Here is a 20,790-nt window from a genome sequence, read left to right as displayed (position 1 = left end):
GCAAAGAATTGCCAGACATACACGTCCCTAGCGTAGATACCAGCTCCAGTTATTAGGGTAAACCAGCAATAAATATACACACTTGTCTAAGATAAGACATCTTTGTCTCATTAGGCTATACTAGTAGCCGATGGTAAAAATTTGGCGCTATTGCATCCACCCATCCATCCATCGACTCATTCCCATGTGATGGTGGGCAAACTTACGCCATAAAGTACTAGTCTAATGAGTGGTCAATCGTCTCGAAACGCATCTAACAAGCAGGCTATTTTACACGCAGCTGTTGCTGTATTAGCGAAAAATCCAGGGGTTTCTCTCAGTGATGTTGCAGGCAAGTGCGGTGTTGGGCGAGCGACGTTATACCGCCACTTTTCGTCCCGTGAGGCCCTGATCCGTGAGATCGCCTTCGAAGCGATTGAGGCCATTGATCAAATCACAGCTCACATTAGGAATCAAAACCTATCGGCTGCCGATGCCCTACTGGCGTTTCTAGAGGCAGTGGTGCCTCTAGGTGATCGGTTTCACTTTTTGGTAGCAGAATCATCAACCTATACCGACCCAGATATTAATGCGGCCTACGCCCGACAAATGCAAGAACTAAATGACTTTGTAAATGTCCTCAAACAAGATGGGGTGATTGCCCTCGATGTCCCCAATGCATGGGTTGCCACCACCATTGATGCCCTGATCTGGGCAGCATGGTCAGCCATACAAAGTGGTGATATTGCCCGCAATGATGCCGCCAAGTTAACCTATCGAACCCTGATCCAAGGTTTAAAGCATTAGGCATCGTTAAAAACATTCCCGGTCATTATTGACAGTGCCCGTCAATACGATCAGGGCGCAGCATCTGAGGAGGTCAGGTAATCAACGGATAAAACGCGATTGTGTTCATTACACTCGGCAACCCCAAGCCCCTGTCCGGTGATCCTAAACGTTGTTAGAAAATTTATTTTATATGGACATGCTTTGAAGAACTGCTTGACGTTATTAAATTGAGATAATACGTTGAAGGTCCGTCGTCTGGGACTATGTCTAAACATGCCTGAAACCTTGATATCGCCTCTTCACCAGACATATTTCGATAGACTTCTAACGCCGTCTGAAAACAATCTCGCAACAGAATTAACTTATGATCTGTGCTACCAGCAATACCTAGCAGTTCATAAATAGACTCAGGTTCTCCAGCGAAGGCAATCCGATCAATTTCCCTAACCTCGATGGTATTACCCGCTAGTTCTCTGGTTTTAGCCGTCATCAAAATGCGAGTCCCGTATACCTTATTTAAGGTTTCTAGTTTCTCCGCCAGTTGGGTCACTGGCCCAATAACCGTGTAAGACTTAGATTGTTCAGAGCCAATATTCCCAGCTAAGGCCTCCCCCGATGCCAAACCAATGCGAATATTAATCTCTGGCAGACCTTTTCGAATACCCAGTAAGTCTGGCAAACTACGCCGTAGCTTAGTAAGCTGGTCAAACTGCTCTAGGGCCGCGTAACAAGCCAGCTTGGCATGATCTGCTGGATCTACAAAGGGGGGAGCCCAAAACGCACTGACCGCATCACCAACAAACTGATTAATCACTCCATGGTGCTCCTTAATGGGAGCAGAAGCCAGGGTGAAATATCGATTGATCAGGGTGACTAACCCCGTTGGTGTGAGCAGTTCGCTAATGCGGCTAAAGTTGGCCATGTCCGAAAAGAACAGCGTCATCATCTGCCGTTGACTCCCTTCAGTTGGGTTGGGTTGTCCCAGCAGCGTTTCTACAATGCGTGGGTCCACATATTGACCAAAGGTGGCTTTGAGCTGTTCTTTTTCACGAATCTTGCTGACCATGTGGTTAAAAGATTCTGTCAGCTGACCAATCTCATCACTGGAGTAGACAGGGACTTCCACATTCAGGTTACCTTGTTCAATTTTCTCGGTATTGTTCACTAAACGTCGCACGGGGCGTACTAGTCCAGCGGTAACCCAAGCAGAAAATAGGAGACCAATACCGCTGGCAAGACCGGTTAACCAAAAGCTCAGGTTTAGTGTGCGTTGTTCGGTGGCCTGGGCGTGTTTTGCAGATTGTTCAATAAAAGCAGTGAGCTCAAATAAAATATCCTGAATTCGACGATCAAAATCGTCTTTAAAATCGGTAATTTGATCAATTAGTAGGGTGGCGGCCTCTTGATCACTCGCTTTTAGGCGGTCAATAATGTCCAAGCTATAGTGGTGGAGGTTTTGGTGCTCGGATGCAAGCACTTCTAACAGTGGGCGAATGCGAGCAATTTCAAGGATATCTTCAGGAGTGTGGGCCGCTTGAGCGGCCTTGTCAGCAAGGGCGATGGCGATAGCAATATCTTGTTTAACCCGTTCCCCCCGTTCCTTAAAGGCCTCTTCTTCGGCGTTGACTTTAGCGCTGCCGATACCGTCGATTTTGTTGTTGCTAATGGTGTAATACCGAACCATGCGTTCAAAGTGAATCTCCTCTTCAAGCACATGGACGTTAATATTGGCGATATCTTCTGTCAGGGGAGCTAGGTAGTAGGCAATGTCAATCAGTTCATAGTTAACCTGGCGAATGCGGACATGGTTGAGATAGGCCACCCCTAACAGTAGACCTAGCATGCTGCTGGCAATACCAAAAATCTTAGTGCCAATGGAGAGAGAAAAACGGGACTGCATGGTAAGTGTGGTGGAGAGGGACTCTGGGGTTGAGGAAGAACGGAATTTTTAAGGAGATTATTGCTGTTGCTGATTTATGGAAGGATCAGCAATGGCAGATTATTTATTTCTGGGTTAGCTGCCATACTCCGTCCCAGCTGGTGTCAGGTGGATTCGCCTCTAGTTGGTCAACCCGATCTAGATAGAGTAGGGCGGGACGGTCGCCAGGTTTTTGGGCCAAACATTGATTAAAGTGCTGGCGGGCCTGGTTCCATGCCTGTTGTCGATAGGCTGCAAGACCCTGGGCAAAAGCTGCGATCGCAGCCCCATCTGTAGTCGTTAGAGTATTTCTATGACCCAGTAATTCATAAATGTGGATAGGATCTTCTTTGCCCACCACTCGAATCAGGTCTAGCTCTCGGGTGGCCATGACATCTGACACCTGTTGCTGGGTGGCCTCATTGATCACAATGGTCACTCCGTACTGTTGGCTCACACCCTTGAGACGGGATGCGGTATTTACGGTATCTCCCATAACGGTGTACGCCTTAGCCGCCTCTGAGCCCATATTGCCCACGACTAAGGGACCGGTGGAGAGACCAATGTGGAGATTTCCGGTGTGCGTAATGTCTAGCTGGGACAGTTTGGGATATAGCTGGGTAAGCTGGTCAATGCTGGCTAGGGCCGCCTCACAGGCCAGGCGAGCGTGACTGGCCCCATCGGTGAAGGGAGGTCCCCAAAACCCCATAATCAGGGTGCCAATAAATTTGTCGATTACCCCATCATGGTTACTGATGGGGGCCGACATCAGGCTCAGGTAGTCGTTTATGATCCGCTCTTGGTTTGTCGGTGTTAGCGGGGCCAAACAGGTTTCTATACCTTGCACCTGGGCAAAAAAGACGGTCATCACCTGGCGTTCACCATCGGTGGCAGCGGTGTCACTGCTCTGAACAAGGGATTTTACAATGCGCGGATCGACATACTTGCCAAAGGTCTCTTCTAGACGCGCCTTGAGTCTTAGCTCATCCACCATAGTATTAAAGGTACGGGCCAGGGTGCCCACCTCATCGCGGCTGGAGGTGTCTAAGTGAATGTCCAGGTCACCGGCTTGCACAGCGGTAGTACCCACTTTAAGGGAACGCACAGGCCGCACTAACCCTAGGGTGACCAGGGTGGCATAGACCAAACCCACCAAGGTGGCCAAACTTGCCACTGATGCACTGAGGGTTTGCACTACCTGCTGGTGATGTTGTCCCGCTTGGGCCGCTTCGACAGTAAAGGCTTCTAGCTCCAAAAAAATATCGTTAATTGCCTGGTTAAAGTTGGTCTCTTGGGCAATCAGCTTTTCTTCCAGCTGATGGGCAGACTCTAGATCTCCGGCGGCTAACAGCTCCAAAAGCTCACTAGCATGGGTTTGAAACGCTTGATGCTCGGTTTCAATGGCCCTTAACCTGGGGGCAATATGCTGCCATTCGGCCTTGGCTTGGGGAAGAGTCGTCTCATCAATGGCGGTTTGCACCAGTGCGATCGCAGCTTCAATTTCCCCATCGACCTGCTGTCCTCGCTCTGCAAATCCCATTAGCTCTGACTGCAAGCGCTCCTCATGTAGGGGCTCAATTTCATACAGCGTTTGCACCCGCTCAAAGTGCAGCTCCTGTTCCAGCACATGCACATCAATTTGTGCCACCCGATCAGTAATGGGAAGGGCATAATCCGCCAGATTAATAATCTCTTCGTTTACCTGTCTCAGGCGTCGAGTGGAGACCGCCACCACTATTACCATCAGTCCAAGTAAGCTGGCAGTCAGGCCAAATATTTTAAGACCGATGGGGAGGCCCCGCCGATGCGTAGATGGGCTGATGGGCTCAAGGGCGGTCATGGGACAATAAAATAGAGGTTGCTAGTTTAAATTTCCCCACTGACTTTAGAAGAATCAGCTTAATTTGTTAAAAATTTGACCTACAACCATCGACTACATGCCCTAGCCCATAGCCTGCCAAATTTAGTTAGCGAGTAGAGCTTTTAAAATATATTCACATCCCTGATTTCAATCCGTTAGGCAGCAATTCTGCTGCAGTCTCTTGTTCAAACTCCTTAGCTATGTCAGCCAATAATTACCATAGAATCACGTTCACGCGGCTGAGTAAGATTCCTCCGAACGCAATCATTGACTTGATGAACGATCCCGCAGTCCGGCGGCACCTGCCACTGGCCCAGGATGAGTTTGGATATGTTGAGTGAGATCGCTTTGTCGCCATCAAAGAACGAATGTGGGAGGAGAGAGGCTTGGGACCTTGGGCCTTTGTGCTGGATGACGAGTTCATCGGCTGGGGTGGCCTGCAGCCGGAGGGTGATGATGTAGACTTGGGTCTGGTCCTCAATCAAAAGTACTGGGGAGCAGGACCTGCTCTCTACCGGAGGATTCTGAAACATGCATTCGAAGAGCTCTGTGTTGACTCTATTACTGCTTTGCTGCCCCCCAGTAGGAAACGGGTCGCAGCGCTGCGGCGGCTTGGTTTCCACAAAGATGGCGAGATTGTGATCCAAGACCAGCGCTTCATCCGCTACCGGCTCATCAGAAGCGAAGTTACCCAGAGTGTAATACGTTGATGATGTTTATTGGGCAGATGAATCGAGAAGATGTTGAAGAATATGGAGATGGCATGTTTTACGCTTTTCTATGTAAGGCATGTGGTATTGCCTGTACTTGGTATCAACAGACCTAATTAGTGGATTATATGGCCGACTCGTCGAGCAATACATACAAGCAACAAGTCCTGAATGACTTTAATAATCGCATAAACTATGAGAACGAATTTCATAGGCGGGCTGCTGCACGATTGGTAGAGCTTTCAACATTACGGCCAGGTCAGTATGTTTTAGATGTTGCCACTGGAACTGGCTTGGCGGCAATTGCCGCAGCTCAGATAGTTGGCTCCACAGGATATGTTCTGGGAACTGACTTTTCTATTGGCATGTTACGCCAAGCGAAACAAAAGCTTGAGACTTTAGGACTGAAAAATATTGAGTTTGCACAAGTAGATGCGGATGAACAAACATTGCCAGAGAAGCGGTACGACGCTATCTTGTGCTCATCTGCAATTGTTTACTTGACGGATATTCCAACTGTACTTCATCGATGGTATCGAGCGCTGCAACCACAAGGAATAGTCGCTTTTTCTTGCCTGGCAGAATCTTCTCCTAGTGCATCTGTCTTATTCAGACAGGTAGTTCGCTCATATGGCATCAATATTCCCAATCCGAATGAATTGCTTGGGTCCCATGAACGATGTCGTGACCTGCTTGAAATGGTCGGCTTTAGGGATATTTCGCTCATAACTGAGCAGTTTGGCCGTTACCTTCAAGATATAGAATCTGTTTGGACTGGTAATGCCAGAAGTGCATTTGGGCTTCAGGATGTGGAATGGTCTAACAAAAAGTTGGAACAGTGCAGGCAAGAGTATTTCGCAGAAATAGAGAAAGTTTCAGATAAAAAAGGGTATTGGAATGATGTCACAATGTTTTTTGTAACAGCTCGAAAACCGAATGAAGTAGTGACATAATAAGTCAACCTATTCCTTTTTGGATATAGTGGTTTTGACGTCTCCGAACTCACTGGGCTGGTGGCTATAAAGGGATGTTCCCGCTTAAGCCACATGACTCGGGCTTGCCTTGAGATCCCTTGATCGTCATAGCGCCTCTAGTCCCTCAGTCCAGACCTTTCGATAGGGATAGGTACCGGTAGTGTGACACGTCGGTAGATAAACACTCGCCAGTTGCCATGGGGTATTGCCATACCGTCTCTCCCCCTTAGTAAACCACTGAACCATAGACTGAATCTACATTCTAGTCTAGCAATCACCCTAACGATTTTTTAAGTGGTATGGCCCATTCCTTAAAGGGTATTCCTTTGTTCATGCCCGAGCTTAAGAATATAAGGAGCACCGCTTTACCATGGTTAATGGAGCTCTGTTTTCTTCCTTTTTCTTCCTTATCCTCTCTCCTTTGCAAGTATACTCACATTCCTAACAAAAAAGAGTGGCATTCAGGTAAGTTTGTTGAATAGCCTTGTTCACGCTACCGATGTCTCCAACTCGGCATTGTAAAGATTTGAATTTAGATTGAAAATCAATCGAGAATAGCATCCTAAGACAATCAAACTAGTTACTTGGGTATAATACAGATTGAATCAGATACAATTGTCCCACTCGATATGCATCAGGACGTTTGCTATAACCAAGGTAGTGTAATAGTTTGGTTTGGAGAATAGGAAATTGGTGGGCACCATAAGGACTGTTGGGCAATTCACTAGCCTGCAGTTCGTAATATTTGCAGCTATTGTTGTAGCTAGTTGTGACCAAGCTTTATAAGACTGAACTCCTATGGCTTATTGCTTGAATCCTCAGTGTTCTGCACCACAAACGCATCACCCTAACATAAAAGTCTGTCCTAGCTGTGGTTTCGTGATTGGTCTTCGAGCTCGTTATGTTGCCATCAAACCCATTGGTCAGGGTGGTTTCGGTAGAACGTTTTTAGCAATTGACCAAGGCTTTCCCACTAAACCTCGATGTGTCATTAAACAGTTTTTCCCAGCGCTCAGGTCAAGCAAGCATCCAGATACAGTTACTAAGCTTTTTTATCAAGAAGCCAATCAACTTAAGAAGCTAGGCCATCATGGGAACATACCCAGACTCATAGACTACTTTGAGCAAGATAATCATCTTTATCTTATTCAGGACTATATAGAGGGGCAAGACTTAGCCCATGAGCTACAAAAGACAGGCACCTTTTCTGAAGCGCAAATCTGGCATGTCCTAAATCAGGTATTGCCCACGTTAAAATTTATTCACAATCACAATATTATTCATCGTGATATTAAGCCTGCCAATATCATTCGTCGCGCCACTGACCAGAGCCTGGTATTGGTAGATCTGGGGGCAGCAAAACATGTCACGGGTTTAGCCCTGGCCCAAACGGGTACAGTCATTGGCAGTGCTGAGTATACAGCCCCTGAGCAGGCGCGGGGAAAAGCTGTTTTTGCCAGTGATATTTATAGTCTGGGGATTACCTGTATTCACCTACTGACAGCTGTTTCTCCTTTTAGTCTCTATGAGACTGGAGAGGGAAGATGGGTTTGGCAAGACTATTTACAGCAGCCCGTCAGCCCGAGACTCGCTCAATTGCTAAATAAGATGATCCTCATGCCAACAAATCATCGTTATCAAACCATTGAGGAAATTCAGACATCTATCGATGGGGAGAATGCTCAATCAGGTCCCGCATCATTCCTCAAGACTCCCGAATCCAAAGCACCCTATGGCAGGGGAAAAAGATCTTCTAATCGCTTCAAGAACAAAGAAGCTTCCCCATCACCTCAGCCGTTTATTGCTAAAACTCCGGAAGAAAGTCCCCTCGCTGTCCCCTCACAATCGTCTGAATTATTAGATACCGATCAGTACACACTCTCATTAGATGCCAGCGATCAATACACACTGCCTAATTCTACCCTCAAGACTCCCGAATCCAAAGCACCCTATGGCAGGGGAAAAAGATCTTCTAATCGTTTCAAGAACAAAGAAGCTTCCCCACCACCTCAGCCATTGATTGCTAAAACTCCGGAAGAAGGTCCCCTCGCTGTCCCCTCACAATCGTCTGAATTATTAGATGCCGATCAGTACACACTCTCATTAGATGCCAGCGATCAATACACACTACCTAAGTCTAATAATACCGACAGGCAAGTTACTCGAAATAGTGCTAATCCATTTAGCTTTATAACAACAATTTCACTTGGCTTACTAGTAGCGTTTTTTGGGGCGGTGGCGGTGGTAATATACTATCCTTCTCTACTCGAAAGTACTTTTCAGCGACATGAAATCACAGGCTGGCTTAATTCGGAAGAGAGGAAGTCGATGTCGACTGATGCAGATATTGTTATTAACAGCGAGGGTTTAGAGCTAGGGCAACCAATCATCAGTAGAGATGGAAAATTGTTGTATGCTATTTCGGGAACTATCGAAGGTTTATATGTCAAAGTCTGGGAACTTGAATCTGGCAATCTGGTAGATGATATTCCTATAGAAGAATCCCATATTGCAATGAGTTATGATCGACATCAATACCTATTAGCAGGTCATAATTATCAGGGGCTAACAATCTTTGATACGACTAATGGGCAGATATTTACATCGGTTGATGATTTTATACCTGCAGGAGGATTTTCTCATAGCCCATCTTTTGGTGACTCGCGTCTTGGACTAAGTGAAAATCAATCCTTCTTAGTAGAAGATGCAGTAACTCAGACGGATCAAGGGGACCCCTTACATAGCACTAGTGTTTGGGATTTAAGGTCACATAAACGATTGATCCATGAAGAAACAATTTATTCATCCGATAATCTCTGGGTAGGGGTTTCCTGGTCTTTGTTATCTAGTAACGTTCATCATAGTAGCCACCTATTTAGTGCTGATAGTCAACATGTTGTTGTTGACAGGCAAAATAGGGTTGAAATTTGGAATGTGGATTCTGGTACCCGATTCTTTTCATTAGAGGCAGATGCTGCTAGCTTTACCACAAAAGAGAATATTCTCATTAGTGAAAAACATAGAGAAGTTGTGGTAGGAAATGATACTACTTCATTTTCTAGGCTAGTTCCCTATGACATTACTGTTTGGGATAACAGCCAGCAACGTCCTATTTCAGTGTTAGGCGAAGGTCGCATTAGCTTTACTGGGACTGGAGAACGATTTGTGTTTTATGATAACCAAACAAATCAGCTCAGCTTATTTGATACCCAGTCAGGAAAAGAAATTCGTGAATTTTCCCAATATGACCTATCTGCAAATAAGCATATCTCTCATATTGCACTCAGTGATGATGGTGATTTACTCGCCACTATTGTGTCCGAAGATCGTGTTGATGCTCTACACACTCGGAAAAAGCACCTGATATGGTGGGATGCTAAAACAGGAGAGGTTTTAGGCAAGCCTCAATCAGTTGATATTGGTTCTTATGATTACAGCATTGTTCAATTTACCCCTGATGGTCGTTATCTTGTGATTGGTGAAGGGTTTGATGCCCCATTGCAAATTTGGAAGACGCCGAAGTGGGACTGAGAAATTTAAGCACCCGATATACCAGGTCACCCTATAGGTGACACGCCTCCCTCGCTTGGTAATGTTTTTTACTCCACACTCAAGTGCAGCAAATGCCCTCGGCCCAACACATCGTGCGAACAGTCTTGTAGCATTTATCCTCATCGATTCACTTGGAAAGCATTAGCATTGCTGGGCTGACGGGAGGCGGCATGCCCTGACATACCCTGCTCAACTTGAATTTAGCACCCTTCCTGAAGCAGCTATTGAGCCATTGTATATAAGCTGTGTAAATCAAGGTGTTATCACCACGAAAGTGGCGGATAAGATCCAGAATTATGGGCCTGATCTACCAAATCTAATGCTGAATATATAGCTATTTCGGCACGCAAGGTATGCCTGTTAGGGCTTGGGAAACCTGCTTGAAGCGTGCAACATAGTAAATCACTGGAGCCGACGACCCCCGCTAGCCGACGGCAGCGTACTCGGCAGTGTTAGCGGCTTAGCTCAATCGTTGGACGGCAATTGAAAGTCCGCTACCAGAACAATCAAACTTACACTTTCTTTCTGGAAGCGATAATTACATCGCTCCACCACTACCCTAGTTCGCATTTAGGAGGACAAGATGATCAATTGCTACTTGCTGTTTCATAAATGTGGGAATAACTACATCCAAAATGTCCATCGCATCGATAAAAAGACTGGGTTTGTCAAGAGCGTGCAGCCTGATAAGGCTGACAGTGTAGGCGGCTACGACAGGCCTGGGAGCGTGGTGAACATCCGTTGTCGCAACTTCGGTTCCGAGGCACTCGAAGCAACGGGCCTCCTGGGTGTCGAGTCAACGAGGTTCTTAATTTTTACGCGGGATCCGGCGAGTTTTATCTTCAGCGCAGCGAAGTACCATTTGCGAGGTGGTGAAGCATGGGCGGTAGAGAAAGCTCATGCAGCTCTCGGCGGACAGACTCTGACGCAAGTTCTCCGGGACGCAGAATCTCTTGACGAACAGCATATTGCCATCATGAGGCAATTTGATTGGCTATATGAGCGCCAGGTGTCGCTTCTCGAACACCTGACCGATTCGAGGTTCATGCGAGTTCGCTGTGAGGACATCTTCACTTCGACTGAGGACGCTTACTTCGCCAGAATTGCTAGCTTCCTGCGCTGTTCGGCACGACCGTCGATTCTGGACAGGTTGCTCCGTCAAGCCAGCAACGAGCCACGTTTTCTGAGCGCCCTCAAAGCCGCGTCACCCGCCTTTAAGCAAAAACTTCCGAAGCATTCGACAGGTGCCTTCGCTATCGAGAGACCTTATCATGCGTTGGGGCCCAAAGCGAAGCGTTATTACGATGCTCATTGGCAAGGGTACGCGCGCGCGCTGGGCTACGACTGTGGCGGCTGAGTGGGCTAACCGTCTTACGAAATGTTCTGTTACGAACATCCAGTCATACGAGATTCACCCCACATGCTGAATTAACGTTGCCAAAAAGTTTACTTCAGAATCAACACTGGACAATGAGATAATCGCACCACTTGTTCAGCCACCGACCCAATCAAAAAACGACTGACACCTTTGCGTCCATGGGACGGCATGACAATTAAGTCCGCATCTATCTCTTGGGCATAGTCCACAATTTTTGACGTAGTGTCCCCAATGACCACCTCAATGTGAAGCTTGTCGTAGCCCATTTCGTTAAGCTTTTCATGGGCAAAGGCCTGGACTTTTTGCTTGCGGTCTTCATCACTGACTGTGTCCCACATGGCGGCTGGATCGGCAGGGTGCAACGGTGCAAGCACATGAATCAGTTTCAAAGATGACCCATCGTCCACAAGTTCTTTGGCAGGCCCCAGTGCCTGATAAGAAAGGTCAGAAAAGTCTATGGGAATCAGAACAGATTTTCGCTTAAGCCAACTCATCTCAGTTACCTCCATTTATTTAAAGACTGTTTCCTGAGCAATTGGAGTCTGGGGTAGCATTTCTCCCGAATTGAGCCGCTCCATATAGCTCTTCAACTCCCTAGCAATCAGTCCAGACATCAAGAAGCAACCCAACAGATTAGGCAGCGACATTGCCAGGGCCATAATGTCGCTAAAATCAAGCACGGGACCTAAGTTAACCACTGCACCGACAAAGACACAGAACAAAAAGATGCCCTTGTAGATGTTAACAGTGCTGTCACCAAACAAAAATGCCCAGGATTGTTGTCCATAATAGCTCCAGGAAATCATGGTTGACAGGGCGAACAAAAATCCGGCCACTGCAATCACATAGGGGAACCAGCTAATAACCGTTTCGAAGGATGCCGCCGACAGCTGGGCCCCATTGAGATCAGCAGCGGTGGGATCGGCATAAACCCCAGTAAGAACAATTACCAATGCTGTCAAATTACAAATAAACATGGTGTCGATAAAGGGTTCTAGCAAAGCCACAATCCCTTCTCTAATCGGTTCATCTGTCTTGGCAGCAGAGTGGGCAATAGCCGCTGAACCTAATCCTGCCTCATTGGAGAATGCTGCCCGCTGAAAGCCAATCACCAGGGCACCAATCGCTCCACCTGCCACTGCCTCTGGGCTAAAAGCTGTCGCAATAATTGTACCAATGGCACCGGGAACCTCCGGGAGTTTGACTAACATCACCCAGAAACAAGCGATGGCATAAACCACAGCCATAAACGGCACGAGAACGCCGGCAACAGCACCAATCCGTTCAATACCTCCCAAGATAACCAAACCCACAATCAGAGCTAAGACAATACCAAATAGCCAGCTAAAACCGTTTAGAAATGGCAACACATTAGAAACAGCGGCAAAGGCCTGGTTGGCCTGAAACATGTTGCCAATGCCCAAGCTACCAATGGCACAAAGAACAGCAAAAATGACTGCTAATGCTTTACCCACCGGAGCCATGCCCATGGCCGACAATCCCCGAGATAGGTAATACATGGGACCGCCACCCACGGTGCCATCAGGTTTGATGACGCGATACTTTTGACCCAGGGTACATTCGGCAAATTTACTCGACATGCCTAGAAAGCCTGCCATGGTCATCCAGAATGCAGCGCCTGGACCACCGAGACGAATTGCGATCGCAACACCCGCGATATTACCAATCCCTACAGTTCCTGAAAGCGCCGCTGCCAGGGCCTGGAAGTGAGAAACATCGCCTTCGTCCTCCTCACTGTCGTATTTGCCCCGCACCACATCAATGGCATGTTTAAAGGCGCGAATATTGATGAATTTAAGCCGGAACGTGAAAAAGACAGCGCCAATCACCAGCCAAAGAACAATAAATGGCATACCATTCTCGCCACCAATCTTGAAGTAAAAGATCAGGTTGAGAACATCTACGACACCCTGAACACCAGCTTCAATGGAACCTAAGAGACCAACGGAGGCAGTATCGTCCTGGGCAAAAGCAACCTGGGGGAGAAAGATAAGTAAAAATGCCAGGGCATAGAGATAGTGTTTCAATCTGAACAGTGGTGTTTTCATGGTATTAACTCCAAACGAGAGAGATAATTGAGAATACTGATTGTCCCATCGTCTTTTTTGAGGAGGACTCAGTGAAAATTTTGATTGATCGAGCTACAATGAGATTGCTGCAATCTTTCCTCTGCTAATAAAGAGGGTTCAATTCATTGGCTAAAACCTTATATTGAGATTGGTTGGATACCTTGAACCCGCATTGGGTGCAGAATTCAATGCTAATTGAGAATTGTTGCTTTAGCAGACAACCTGACTATGGGGCTCTATACATGGATCGTTTACCGATCGCTCAACCCCTTTAGCGAGTTTTAATTTGATCAGCCTTGTGACTTTAAGTCCCAGGCAGGATATCGCTACCCCGCCTGGAGTAAAATATGAGCTAGAGGAACTAGATTAGTGACACCATCTTAATTTAGAGACTTTAGGGATCTAGTGAGACAACATCAGGAACTGGATAAAGCAAAAACAGCATCACAGAGAGTATCTGCTAGCCGATCGGCGTCTTCTCGACTCATCACCAACGGTGGAGCCAGAATTAGCACATTGGTAAAACCAGGAATTGTGTTCGTGTTTCGACCAATAATCATCTGCTTGTCCATGCAGTATTTAGTTACCGAAGCAACGGCATCGCTATCTAAAGGTGTTTTGCTGGCCTTATCTTTGACTAGCTCCACACCCAGCAGCAAGCCTTTGCCTCTAACGTCACCTACATTGGGATGCTCTAACAGCCGTTGCAACTTTTCAAGCAGATAATTACCCATCTCAGCCGCACGCTCACACAGGTTTTCTCTTTCTAGGATTTCGATACTTCTTAGACTGACTGCTGTGCAGACAGGGGTGCCGCCATAGGTAGTAACATGCCGAAAATGGCTATCACTGCCAGGATCGTCTAAGAAAGCTTCGAAGATAAACTGTTTTACCACTGTGGCAGAAAGGGGCATATAGCCACTAGTAAGACCTTTTGCAAAGGAGATAATGTCTGGCTCCACACCCCAGTGTTGATGGCCAAACATTTTTCCAGTGCGACCAAAGCCGTTAACGACTTCGTCGTAGATGAGAAGGATGCCGGTGCGATCGCAAATCTCTCGCACACCTCGCAAATAGCCTTCTGGCGGCACAATCACACCACCCCCAGAAATGATCGGTTCCACAATCACCGCTGCAACAGATTCAGCCCCTTCATAGAGAATTGTCTGTTCCAGTTCTTGCAAACAGGCGGCATTGTAAACATCTTCCGGCTGTCCATCACCAAACCGATAGTAGTAAGGTGGGCTTACATGAAGAAAACCAGGAACTAAGGGCTCATACTTGAGCTTACGTTCAGCCTGTGCCGTTGCGCTTAGCGCTCCCATGGTGTGACCATGATAGCCTCGATAGCGAGAGATAATTTTGTAGCGTGGGCCTGAGCCAGCAGGAGCCGTCTGAGCATGGTACTGACGAGCAATCTTAAAGGCTGTTTCATTGGCCTCTGAACCGCTTGTGGAGAAAAACACCTTACCCTCGTAACCCAATAGCTCCAATAATTTATGAGCCAAACGAATGCCCGGCTCATGGCTCATGGTGAGCGGGAAATAGGCCAGATCGACCATTTGCTCATAGGCAACTTCCGCCAACTCTTGACGGCCATAGCCAACATTGACGCACCATAAGCCAGAGATACCGTCGAAATATTCGATTCCGTTTGTATCAGTCACATAACACCCCACACCCCGTGTCATACACTTGGGAGGCTTCTGAGAAAATGACTTATGTTGCACTAATGGATGCCAAAGTGATTCAGCATCCATTGTTCCTAAATCAGCCTTTTCTGGACTCAAACTAGCAAACATTAAAAATGATCCTTAAAGCGAAAGAGCATTTTCCAAGAGCCAAGTTACTTTTATCGTGAAGCGAATTCATGGGATGTTTTCAACACAATAAAAGTATTTAAAAGCTCTCTTCTGTATATTTACACACGATTCAATAAAGTTTTCCTATTAAGAAAAACCAATTCGAAAGCAATGCTCGTTAAAGAAAACATGTCTATTTCATGACAGCACAAAATAGACAGCAAGAACAATGACTGAAGAACTTTGCTGCCCTTTTGAGATTTTTATGGATTTATAGATAGATGCCAGAGAGAATAAGCCGCACTCCAATAATTGCTAATAAAATAGTGATAATTTTTCGAAAAACATTAGGGTCAAACTTCTTTGCAAGTATGACACCTAACAATAATCCCAGCATTACACTCGGTACAGCCATTAAAAACTGACGAATAATATCTGCCGAGAGTCGATTTTGAAAGCCATGCCCTACAACAACAATCGCCACACTCACCCAGAAAAAACTGGTGAGGTTGCCTTTGAATGTTTCCGGAGACCAGCGTTGACTCGTGCCATACAAAATGACTGGTGGTCCTGGCAGATTAAAGCTGCCCAACAAAATACCTGATGTGAATCCAGCCCCATAAGCCCACAATTTAGACTTCAAAACAGGCACCGCTGGACTCCTTAAGGAATATAGAGCATAGGCAACAATGATCAGCCCCAGGGTAATCAACATCAGTCCTGGAGGAATGTAATCCAAGGCTAGAAAGCCAATGGGAATCCCTAGGACGGATCCCAACAACAAGTGGGTGACCACTTTACGGTCAAACGATTGGCGGTAGTAGATACACAGTATGAGATTGTTCGTTAATGTGGTGAGGGCAACAAGGGGAGCTGCTGCCTGAATACTGGTTATGCCAGACAAAATTGGCATAGCTACCAATGCAAACCCAAATCCCGAAATCCCCTGGATAAAGGCCGCTCCAAACACCGTGATGACAATGATCAATGCCATCGTTATACTGAACTCCGATGAACATGGGTGACCGAAGACTGATCCGTCGGCATGACAAAAATTTCACTGATATTGACGTGGGCGGGACGAGTGACTGAAAACAAAATTGTGTCGGCAATATCATCGGGGGTGAGGGGCGTCATTCCCGTATAAACTGAGTTAGCCTTATCATCATCGCCTCGAAACCGCACATTACTAAACTCAGTTTCCACTAACCCTGGCTCGATGTTAGTCACCCGTACAGGCGTGCCTAGCAAGTCTATTTTTAACCCTTCTGATAAGGACTTCACTGCTGCTTTAGTAGCACAATAGACGCTGCCACCCATATACGTTTGCCGGGCTGCAATGGAGCCAATGTTAACCACATGTCCCTGGCCCCGTGTCACCATGCCGGGTACGACGGCACGGGTGACGTATAACAGACCTTTAATATTGGTATCAATCATCTCCTCCCAATCTTGAATCGGGGATTCATACTGTTTTTCCAACCCCCGGCTCAGACCAGCATTGTTAATCAAGATGTCAATGGTTTTCCACTTTTCAGGCAGCCCTTCCATGGCAGTCATGACTGCCTGGCGATCTTGCACATCTATGCACAGTAGAAGGGTTTCGGTCTGATAGTGCTTTTGTAATTCATCCGCAAGCGCTTGCAGTTTCTCTTTACGACGAGCCGCCAGGATCAGGCGGGCACCTGCCTGGGCAAATAATCGGGCACAGGATGTACCGATACCGCTGCTAGCGCCAGTGATGAGAGCACATTGTTCAGTTAGAGATAGTGCCATAGGGAATAATTACTCCTGGTATTGCCTGTTGTTTAGTCATCTTATCCCCCCCAATTCTGGGGGGCTAGGGTGGCCTCGATCACCGATGGCTTCTTTACCGGTTGTCTTGTTATGGAAATATTCTTCTGCAAAAGAATCAACCCCACCGCCGATCCACACCATGCAGCGATCCCAAGACCAACACCAAGTATCTCCCCACCCAGGAATGCTTAGCGCTGGCAAAGGTCAACCTTCCCAATCTGCCCCACATTTTCGGAATTGAGAGGTCTAAGCCCCAGGTAAATGACCTGGAAACATGGTCAGTATCAACAGATGAGAACAAATATTGTACAGGTGCTGCCTCCAACACCAACCGTTTGAAAAGCTTACTGTTAGCCGCCTCAAACTTTCCACAGCTTCCGCTGGAAATACGCTCGACCTAGAGTTAAACGCAATCACTGTTTGGTCATTATTGACCAACAGCTTTAAGCTCAGCGGATCTAAACTGTCATGTAGGCTTACACAAACACTCCAGCGTAGGGCGAACCGACGCCGTTCCATTTGAGCAAGTGCTTATGAAGCCTCCCTTCTTTGAGATTCAAATTAAAGGGCTCATGACTCGGGCTTAGAGATGAAAAGTAGATAAATAGCACCACCATCTTTTGAGGCCTATGTAGCGAGTCTTCAATGCTATAACTCTAGCAAGGGATCGTCATAGTTTTTGTATAAAAATCTACTTATTGAGGTTTTTTACCATTTGTTATCAACAGGCTACAAATTCTATTGATCAATTATCAAGATTAATGCTACCGTTCAATCTGTCAATACTGAAATGAGAGCGGGTGGCTTTCCCCACATCCCCACCTTATATTTCAGCAAGTATTACAACAACAACGTTAGGACACACCCCCAACCGATAGGAGGTTAATTTGTTATGAGAATTGGACTGCCCAAAGAGATTAAAGATCAAGAATTTCGAGTTGGATTAACGCCTGCGAGTGTTCATGCCCTGTGCCAACGGGGACACCAAGTCGTTGTTGAGGAAAATGCGGGACATGGGGCTGGGTTTACAAACGTGGATTATGCTGCCGCAGGAGCGACCCTGGTAGCTGACGCTGTTATCCCCTGGTCTCAGGATATGGTGGTCAAGGTTAAAGAACCCCAGCCCTCTGAATATAGCTACTTTCGGCATGATTTATTGTTGTTTACCTATCTGCATTTGGCAGCAGAACCTCAGTTAACTGAGGCATTGATGGCCAGTGGGGTGAGTGCGATCGCATATGAAACCGTCATGACCAGCGACAGCAAACTACCGCTGCTGACACCCATGAGCATTATTGCAGGGCGATTAGCCGTTCAGTTTGGAGCCCGATATTTAGAAAAACAACAGGGTGGTCGCGGTGTTCTCCTCGGGGGTGTTCCTGGTGTACAGCCAGGACGTGTGGTGATTTTAGGTGGAGGCATTGTTGGTACGGAAGCTGCACGCATTGCCGTAGGTATGGGGGCTCAAGTGCAGATTTTAGACATTAACATTGAGCGTCTTGCTTATCTGGAAACCTTGTTTGGGTCACGGGTTGAGCTGCTTTATAGCACCTCAGCTCAAATTGAGCGTGTTGTTCCTGAGGCTGATTTATTGATTGGTGCAGTCTTAATCCCAGGTCGCAAAGCCCCTACCCTGGTTGACAAAGCCTTAGTTTCTAAAATGCGTCCCGGCTCAGTGATCATTGATGTGGCTGTGGATCAAGGGGGGTGTATTGAGACATTGCGACCTACCTCACACACCCAACCCACCTATATTGAGTCAGGTGTTGTGCACTTTGGTGTGCCTAATATGCCAGGAGCAGCGCCATGGACAGCCACCCAGGCATTGAACAATAGCACCTTACCCTATGTGCTCAAGCTAGCTGACCAGGGACAGGATGCGTTATTAAAAGACGCCGCTCTGGCCCAAGGATTAAATGTCGCTAATGGCAAAATTGTTCATCCAGCTGTACAAGAAGCCTTTCCTGTGATGGTTGCGGCATAGGGCCTAAGCTCACATCGCTCACCAAATTAATGGCATCGGTTCATTTTTCCAAAAGAGCCATCGACGTGACTCTAAATGGTGATTGGTGCCAATTTGGTTAGGTGCTGGGGTACCTGCACCTAACTGAATAATCGAGAGAAACCCGGCATAGGTAGAAACAACAAGAGTTTTGCCATCCGAGGATAAGTCCATACTACTAATAGCAGAGCCAATAAATAGCTGCCATCGAAAGTCTCCAGCAATGCTAAATGCTCGGATATAGCCAGAGGCATCACCCACAATCAACTCATCCTGGTGGCTCACTCCAGCATATACTCTGGCTCCATCCTCTAGTTGAGCAATGCGATTATCTTCCTCATAGAAGTCAGTCTTCATCCCTTTTAAGGCATCGGTAAGTATACCGATTGTTGTGCCGTTATAGAAATGACAAGCATTGAATGCCACCATACGCCCATCTGCACTGAACAGAGCATAGTGTCAGCAATTCCAAATTCCGACTTAAGAACAGGTGTCTGTGTCCTGGAGCTAGCAATCGAGTTGTGCACAGCGTGCCCCTATCCGATACAGTCAATTCATTCGAATGGGTCTTGCCCTTGGCAAGATAGTCGTCATGGTCTCAAGTGTGCTCGGATTCGACAGTGTGCTCGGAAGTCTGACCTCATGCATAGGAATGATGAAGGATGGACGTCAGCCTAGTAACGCGACTCGTTATAGCCTTCAAGATGCGGTCTTAGGAGCATTTAGTGCGTTTTTCATGCAAAGCCCGTCATTCTTAGAGTACCAACGACAGTTGCAAAGCCGTCATGGTCAAGACAATGCCCAGAGTCTATTTGGCTTGACCAACATTCCGAGTGTCGAACAAATTCGTAATATTCTCGACCCGCTTCCTGCGAGGGGGCTATCGGGTGTGTTCATCTTGAATTATCAGGATTTAGAGAAACAGGGATATCTGCGTGGGTTTGAGGTACTTGGCAAGCATCTATTGGTCACCCTAGATGGAACCCAATACTACAGTTCGCATGAGGTAAGTTGTCCGTGTTGTTCAATCCAGACGCATCGCAATGGCCAGGTCACCTACAGTCATAAAGCTATCTTGCCAGTGGTGGTGTCGCCGAGCCAATCATCGGTGATTTCGTTGTCCCCTGAATTTATTTATCCTCAAGATGGTCATGAGAAGCAAGATTGTGAGCAGGCTGCAGCTAAGCGTTGGATAGCGACTCATGGACAGATGTTCGCTCAGCGAGATGTGATTTTGCTCGGCGATGATCTATACAGTCGTCTACCGATGTGTGAAACAGTCCTAGCTCAGGGAATGAGTTTCATCTTCGTGTGTTTACCGGAGTCGCATCCAGTGCTCTACGATTGGATTGAGTTCAATGCGGCCAAGGGTCAGGTCAAAACCATCGAGAAAACGCGAACTCAGGGTAAGGAGAACGTCCACTATCGGTACCGATATTTAACCGATGTTCCATTAGGTGGCACCCCGTCGGACCGGGTACTGAATTGGTGTGAGGTCACCGTCACTCGACAACGAGACGGCAAGCGACTCTATCACAACAGTTGGATCACTCCACTAGAGCTCAATACCCCGCAGCAGGTCATTGCTGTAGTTGAGGCGGCTCGCAGTCGTTGGAAAACTGAAAACGAAAACCACAATGTCCTCAAAACGAAGGGCTATCATTTAGAGCACAATTTTGGCCATGGGCAACAGCATCTAGCCTCGTTCTTATTGACCCTAAATCTGTTAGCATTCCTGTTTCATACCATCTTGGGATATGTAGACGAACGCTATCAACGAATTCGACAGATTCGAGGTACCCGAAAAGGCTTTTTTCAAGATATTGTCGCCTTGACCAAGTACCTCTGGTTTGAGAGTTGGAACGCATTGATTGAGTTCATGCTCGATGATACCAAGCCGACGGGTCCCTTTCGAAATACCTCTTGATTCTCATCGTG

Annotated in this window: 15 protein-coding genes and 1 pseudogene; 7 read left to right on the top strand and 9 right to left on the bottom strand. The window is 46.9% G+C overall.

The annotated features are described in order from the left end of the window. The first annotated feature begins 225 nt into the window (after nt 1-225). Nucleotides 226-786 carry a TetR/AcrR family transcriptional regulator gene (locus tag SPB21_RS10505; RefSeq protein ID WP_163698403.1) on the top strand — a complete coding sequence of 187 codons (561 nt, stop codon included), beginning with the start codon at nt 226-228 and terminating at the stop codon, nt 784-786. Nucleotides 787-949: 163 nt separating this feature from the next. Here the strand turns inward: SPB21_RS10505 and SPB21_RS10500 are convergent, their stop codons facing one another. Then, nucleotides 950-2,668, bottom strand: coding sequence for an adenylate/guanylate cyclase domain-containing protein (locus SPB21_RS10500; RefSeq protein ID WP_499061319.1), 1,719 nt, complete (start codon nt 2,666-2,668; stop codon nt 950-952). Between the two features lie 103 nt (nt 2,669-2,771). Further along, a complete protein-coding gene (locus SPB21_RS10495; protein WP_163698407.1) occupies nt 2,772-4,526 on the bottom strand; it encodes an adenylate/guanylate cyclase domain-containing protein in 1,755 nt (584 codons plus the stop codon). 389 nt (nt 4,527-4,915) lie between these two features. Here SPB21_RS10495 and SPB21_RS10490 point away from each other — a divergent pair, with 389 nt between their 5' ends. Together SPB21_RS10490 and SPB21_RS10485 are read left to right on the top strand one after the other, a co-directional pair. Next, nucleotides 4,916-5,257 (top strand): GNAT family N-acetyltransferase, encoded by a 342-nt coding sequence (locus SPB21_RS10490; RefSeq protein ID WP_499866501.1) that lies wholly within the window; start codon nt 4,916-4,918, stop codon nt 5,255-5,257. Between the two features lie 128 nt (nt 5,258-5,385). Then, complete coding sequence (locus SPB21_RS10485) at nt 5,386-6,210, top strand: class I SAM-dependent methyltransferase (RefSeq protein WP_499866500.1); 825 nt, start codon at nt 5,386-5,388, stop codon at nt 6,208-6,210. A 47-nt stretch (nt 6,211-6,257) separates the two neighbouring features. Here the strand turns inward: SPB21_RS10485 and SPB21_RS10480 are convergent. Continuing rightward, nucleotides 6,258-6,480, bottom strand: a pseudogene (locus SPB21_RS10480) (IS1 family transposase); the annotation flags it as partial. 630 nt (nt 6,481-7,110) lie between these two features. On the opposite strand from SPB21_RS10480, the gene SPB21_RS10475 reads away from it, so the two are divergent. Then, nucleotides 7,111-9,762: a protein kinase domain-containing protein gene (locus SPB21_RS10475; RefSeq protein WP_499866499.1), complete on the top strand. Its 2,652-nt coding sequence runs from the start codon at nt 7,111-7,113 to the stop codon at nt 9,760-9,762. A gap of 604 nt (nt 9,763-10,366) precedes the next feature. Continuing rightward, nucleotides 10,367-11,140 carry a hypothetical protein gene (locus tag SPB21_RS10470; RefSeq protein WP_499866498.1) on the top strand — a complete coding sequence of 258 codons (774 nt, stop codon included), beginning with the start codon at nt 10,367-10,369 and terminating at the stop codon, nt 11,138-11,140. Nucleotides 11,141-11,229: 89 nt separating this feature from the next. On the opposite strand, the gene SPB21_RS10465 is transcribed toward SPB21_RS10470, so the two are convergent. The 5 genes from SPB21_RS10465 to SPB21_RS10445 all read right to left on the bottom strand — a co-directional run bounded on the left by SPB21_RS10465 (nt 11,230) and on the right by SPB21_RS10445 (nt 16,829). Continuing rightward, nucleotides 11,230-11,655, bottom strand: coding sequence for a universal stress protein (locus SPB21_RS10465; protein WP_163669584.1), 426 nt, complete (start codon nt 11,653-11,655; stop codon nt 11,230-11,232). A 15-nt stretch (nt 11,656-11,670) separates the two neighbouring features. Beyond that, a complete protein-coding gene (locus tag SPB21_RS10460) occupies nt 11,671-13,230 on the bottom strand; it encodes an alanine/glycine:cation symporter family protein (RefSeq protein WP_499866497.1) in 1,560 nt (519 codons plus the stop codon). A gap of 437 nt (nt 13,231-13,667) precedes the next feature. Continuing rightward, entirely contained in the window at nt 13,668-15,053 is a 1,386-nt protein-coding gene (locus SPB21_RS10455) for an aminotransferase (RefSeq protein ID WP_499866496.1), read from the bottom strand. Between the two features lie 271 nt (nt 15,054-15,324). Then, nucleotides 15,325-16,047, bottom strand: a complete 723-nt coding sequence (locus SPB21_RS10450) for a sulfite exporter TauE/SafE family protein (RefSeq protein WP_499061324.1) — start codon at nt 16,045-16,047, stop codon at nt 15,325-15,327. Between the two features lie 2 nt (nt 16,048-16,049). Continuing rightward, nucleotides 16,050-16,829: an SDR family oxidoreductase gene (locus tag SPB21_RS10445; protein ID WP_163669576.1), complete on the bottom strand. Its 780-nt coding sequence runs from the start codon at nt 16,827-16,829 to the stop codon at nt 16,050-16,052. 913 nt (nt 16,830-17,742) lie between these two features. On the opposite strand from SPB21_RS10445, the gene ald reads away from it, so the two are divergent. Continuing rightward, entirely contained in the window at nt 17,743-18,834 is a 1,092-nt protein-coding gene (ald, locus tag SPB21_RS10440) for an alanine dehydrogenase (protein ID WP_499866495.1), read from the top strand. Nucleotides 18,835-18,852: 18 nt separating this feature from the next. Here ald and SPB21_RS10435 read toward each other — a convergent pair whose 3' ends face one another. Next, complete coding sequence (locus tag SPB21_RS10435; protein WP_499866494.1) at nt 18,853-19,281, bottom strand: hypothetical protein; 429 nt, start codon at nt 19,279-19,281, stop codon at nt 18,853-18,855. Nucleotides 19,282-19,504: 223 nt separating this feature from the next. Between SPB21_RS10435 and SPB21_RS10430 the strand changes: the two genes are divergently transcribed. Continuing rightward, nucleotides 19,505-20,779: an ISNCY family transposase gene (locus SPB21_RS10430; protein ID WP_250564713.1), complete on the top strand. Its 1,275-nt coding sequence runs from the start codon at nt 19,505-19,507 to the stop codon at nt 20,777-20,779. The last annotated feature ends 11 nt before the right edge of the window (nt 20,780-20,790 follow it).

Source organism: Leptothoe sp. ISB3NOV94-8A (assembly GCF_043421595.1).
Taxonomy (GTDB): domain Bacteria; phylum Cyanobacteriota; class Cyanobacteriia; order Phormidesmidales; family Phormidesmidaceae; genus Leptothoe; species Leptothoe turfae.
Note: the sequence above shows the minus strand (reverse complement) of the source record. Positions and strands in the feature narration are given on the sequence as shown.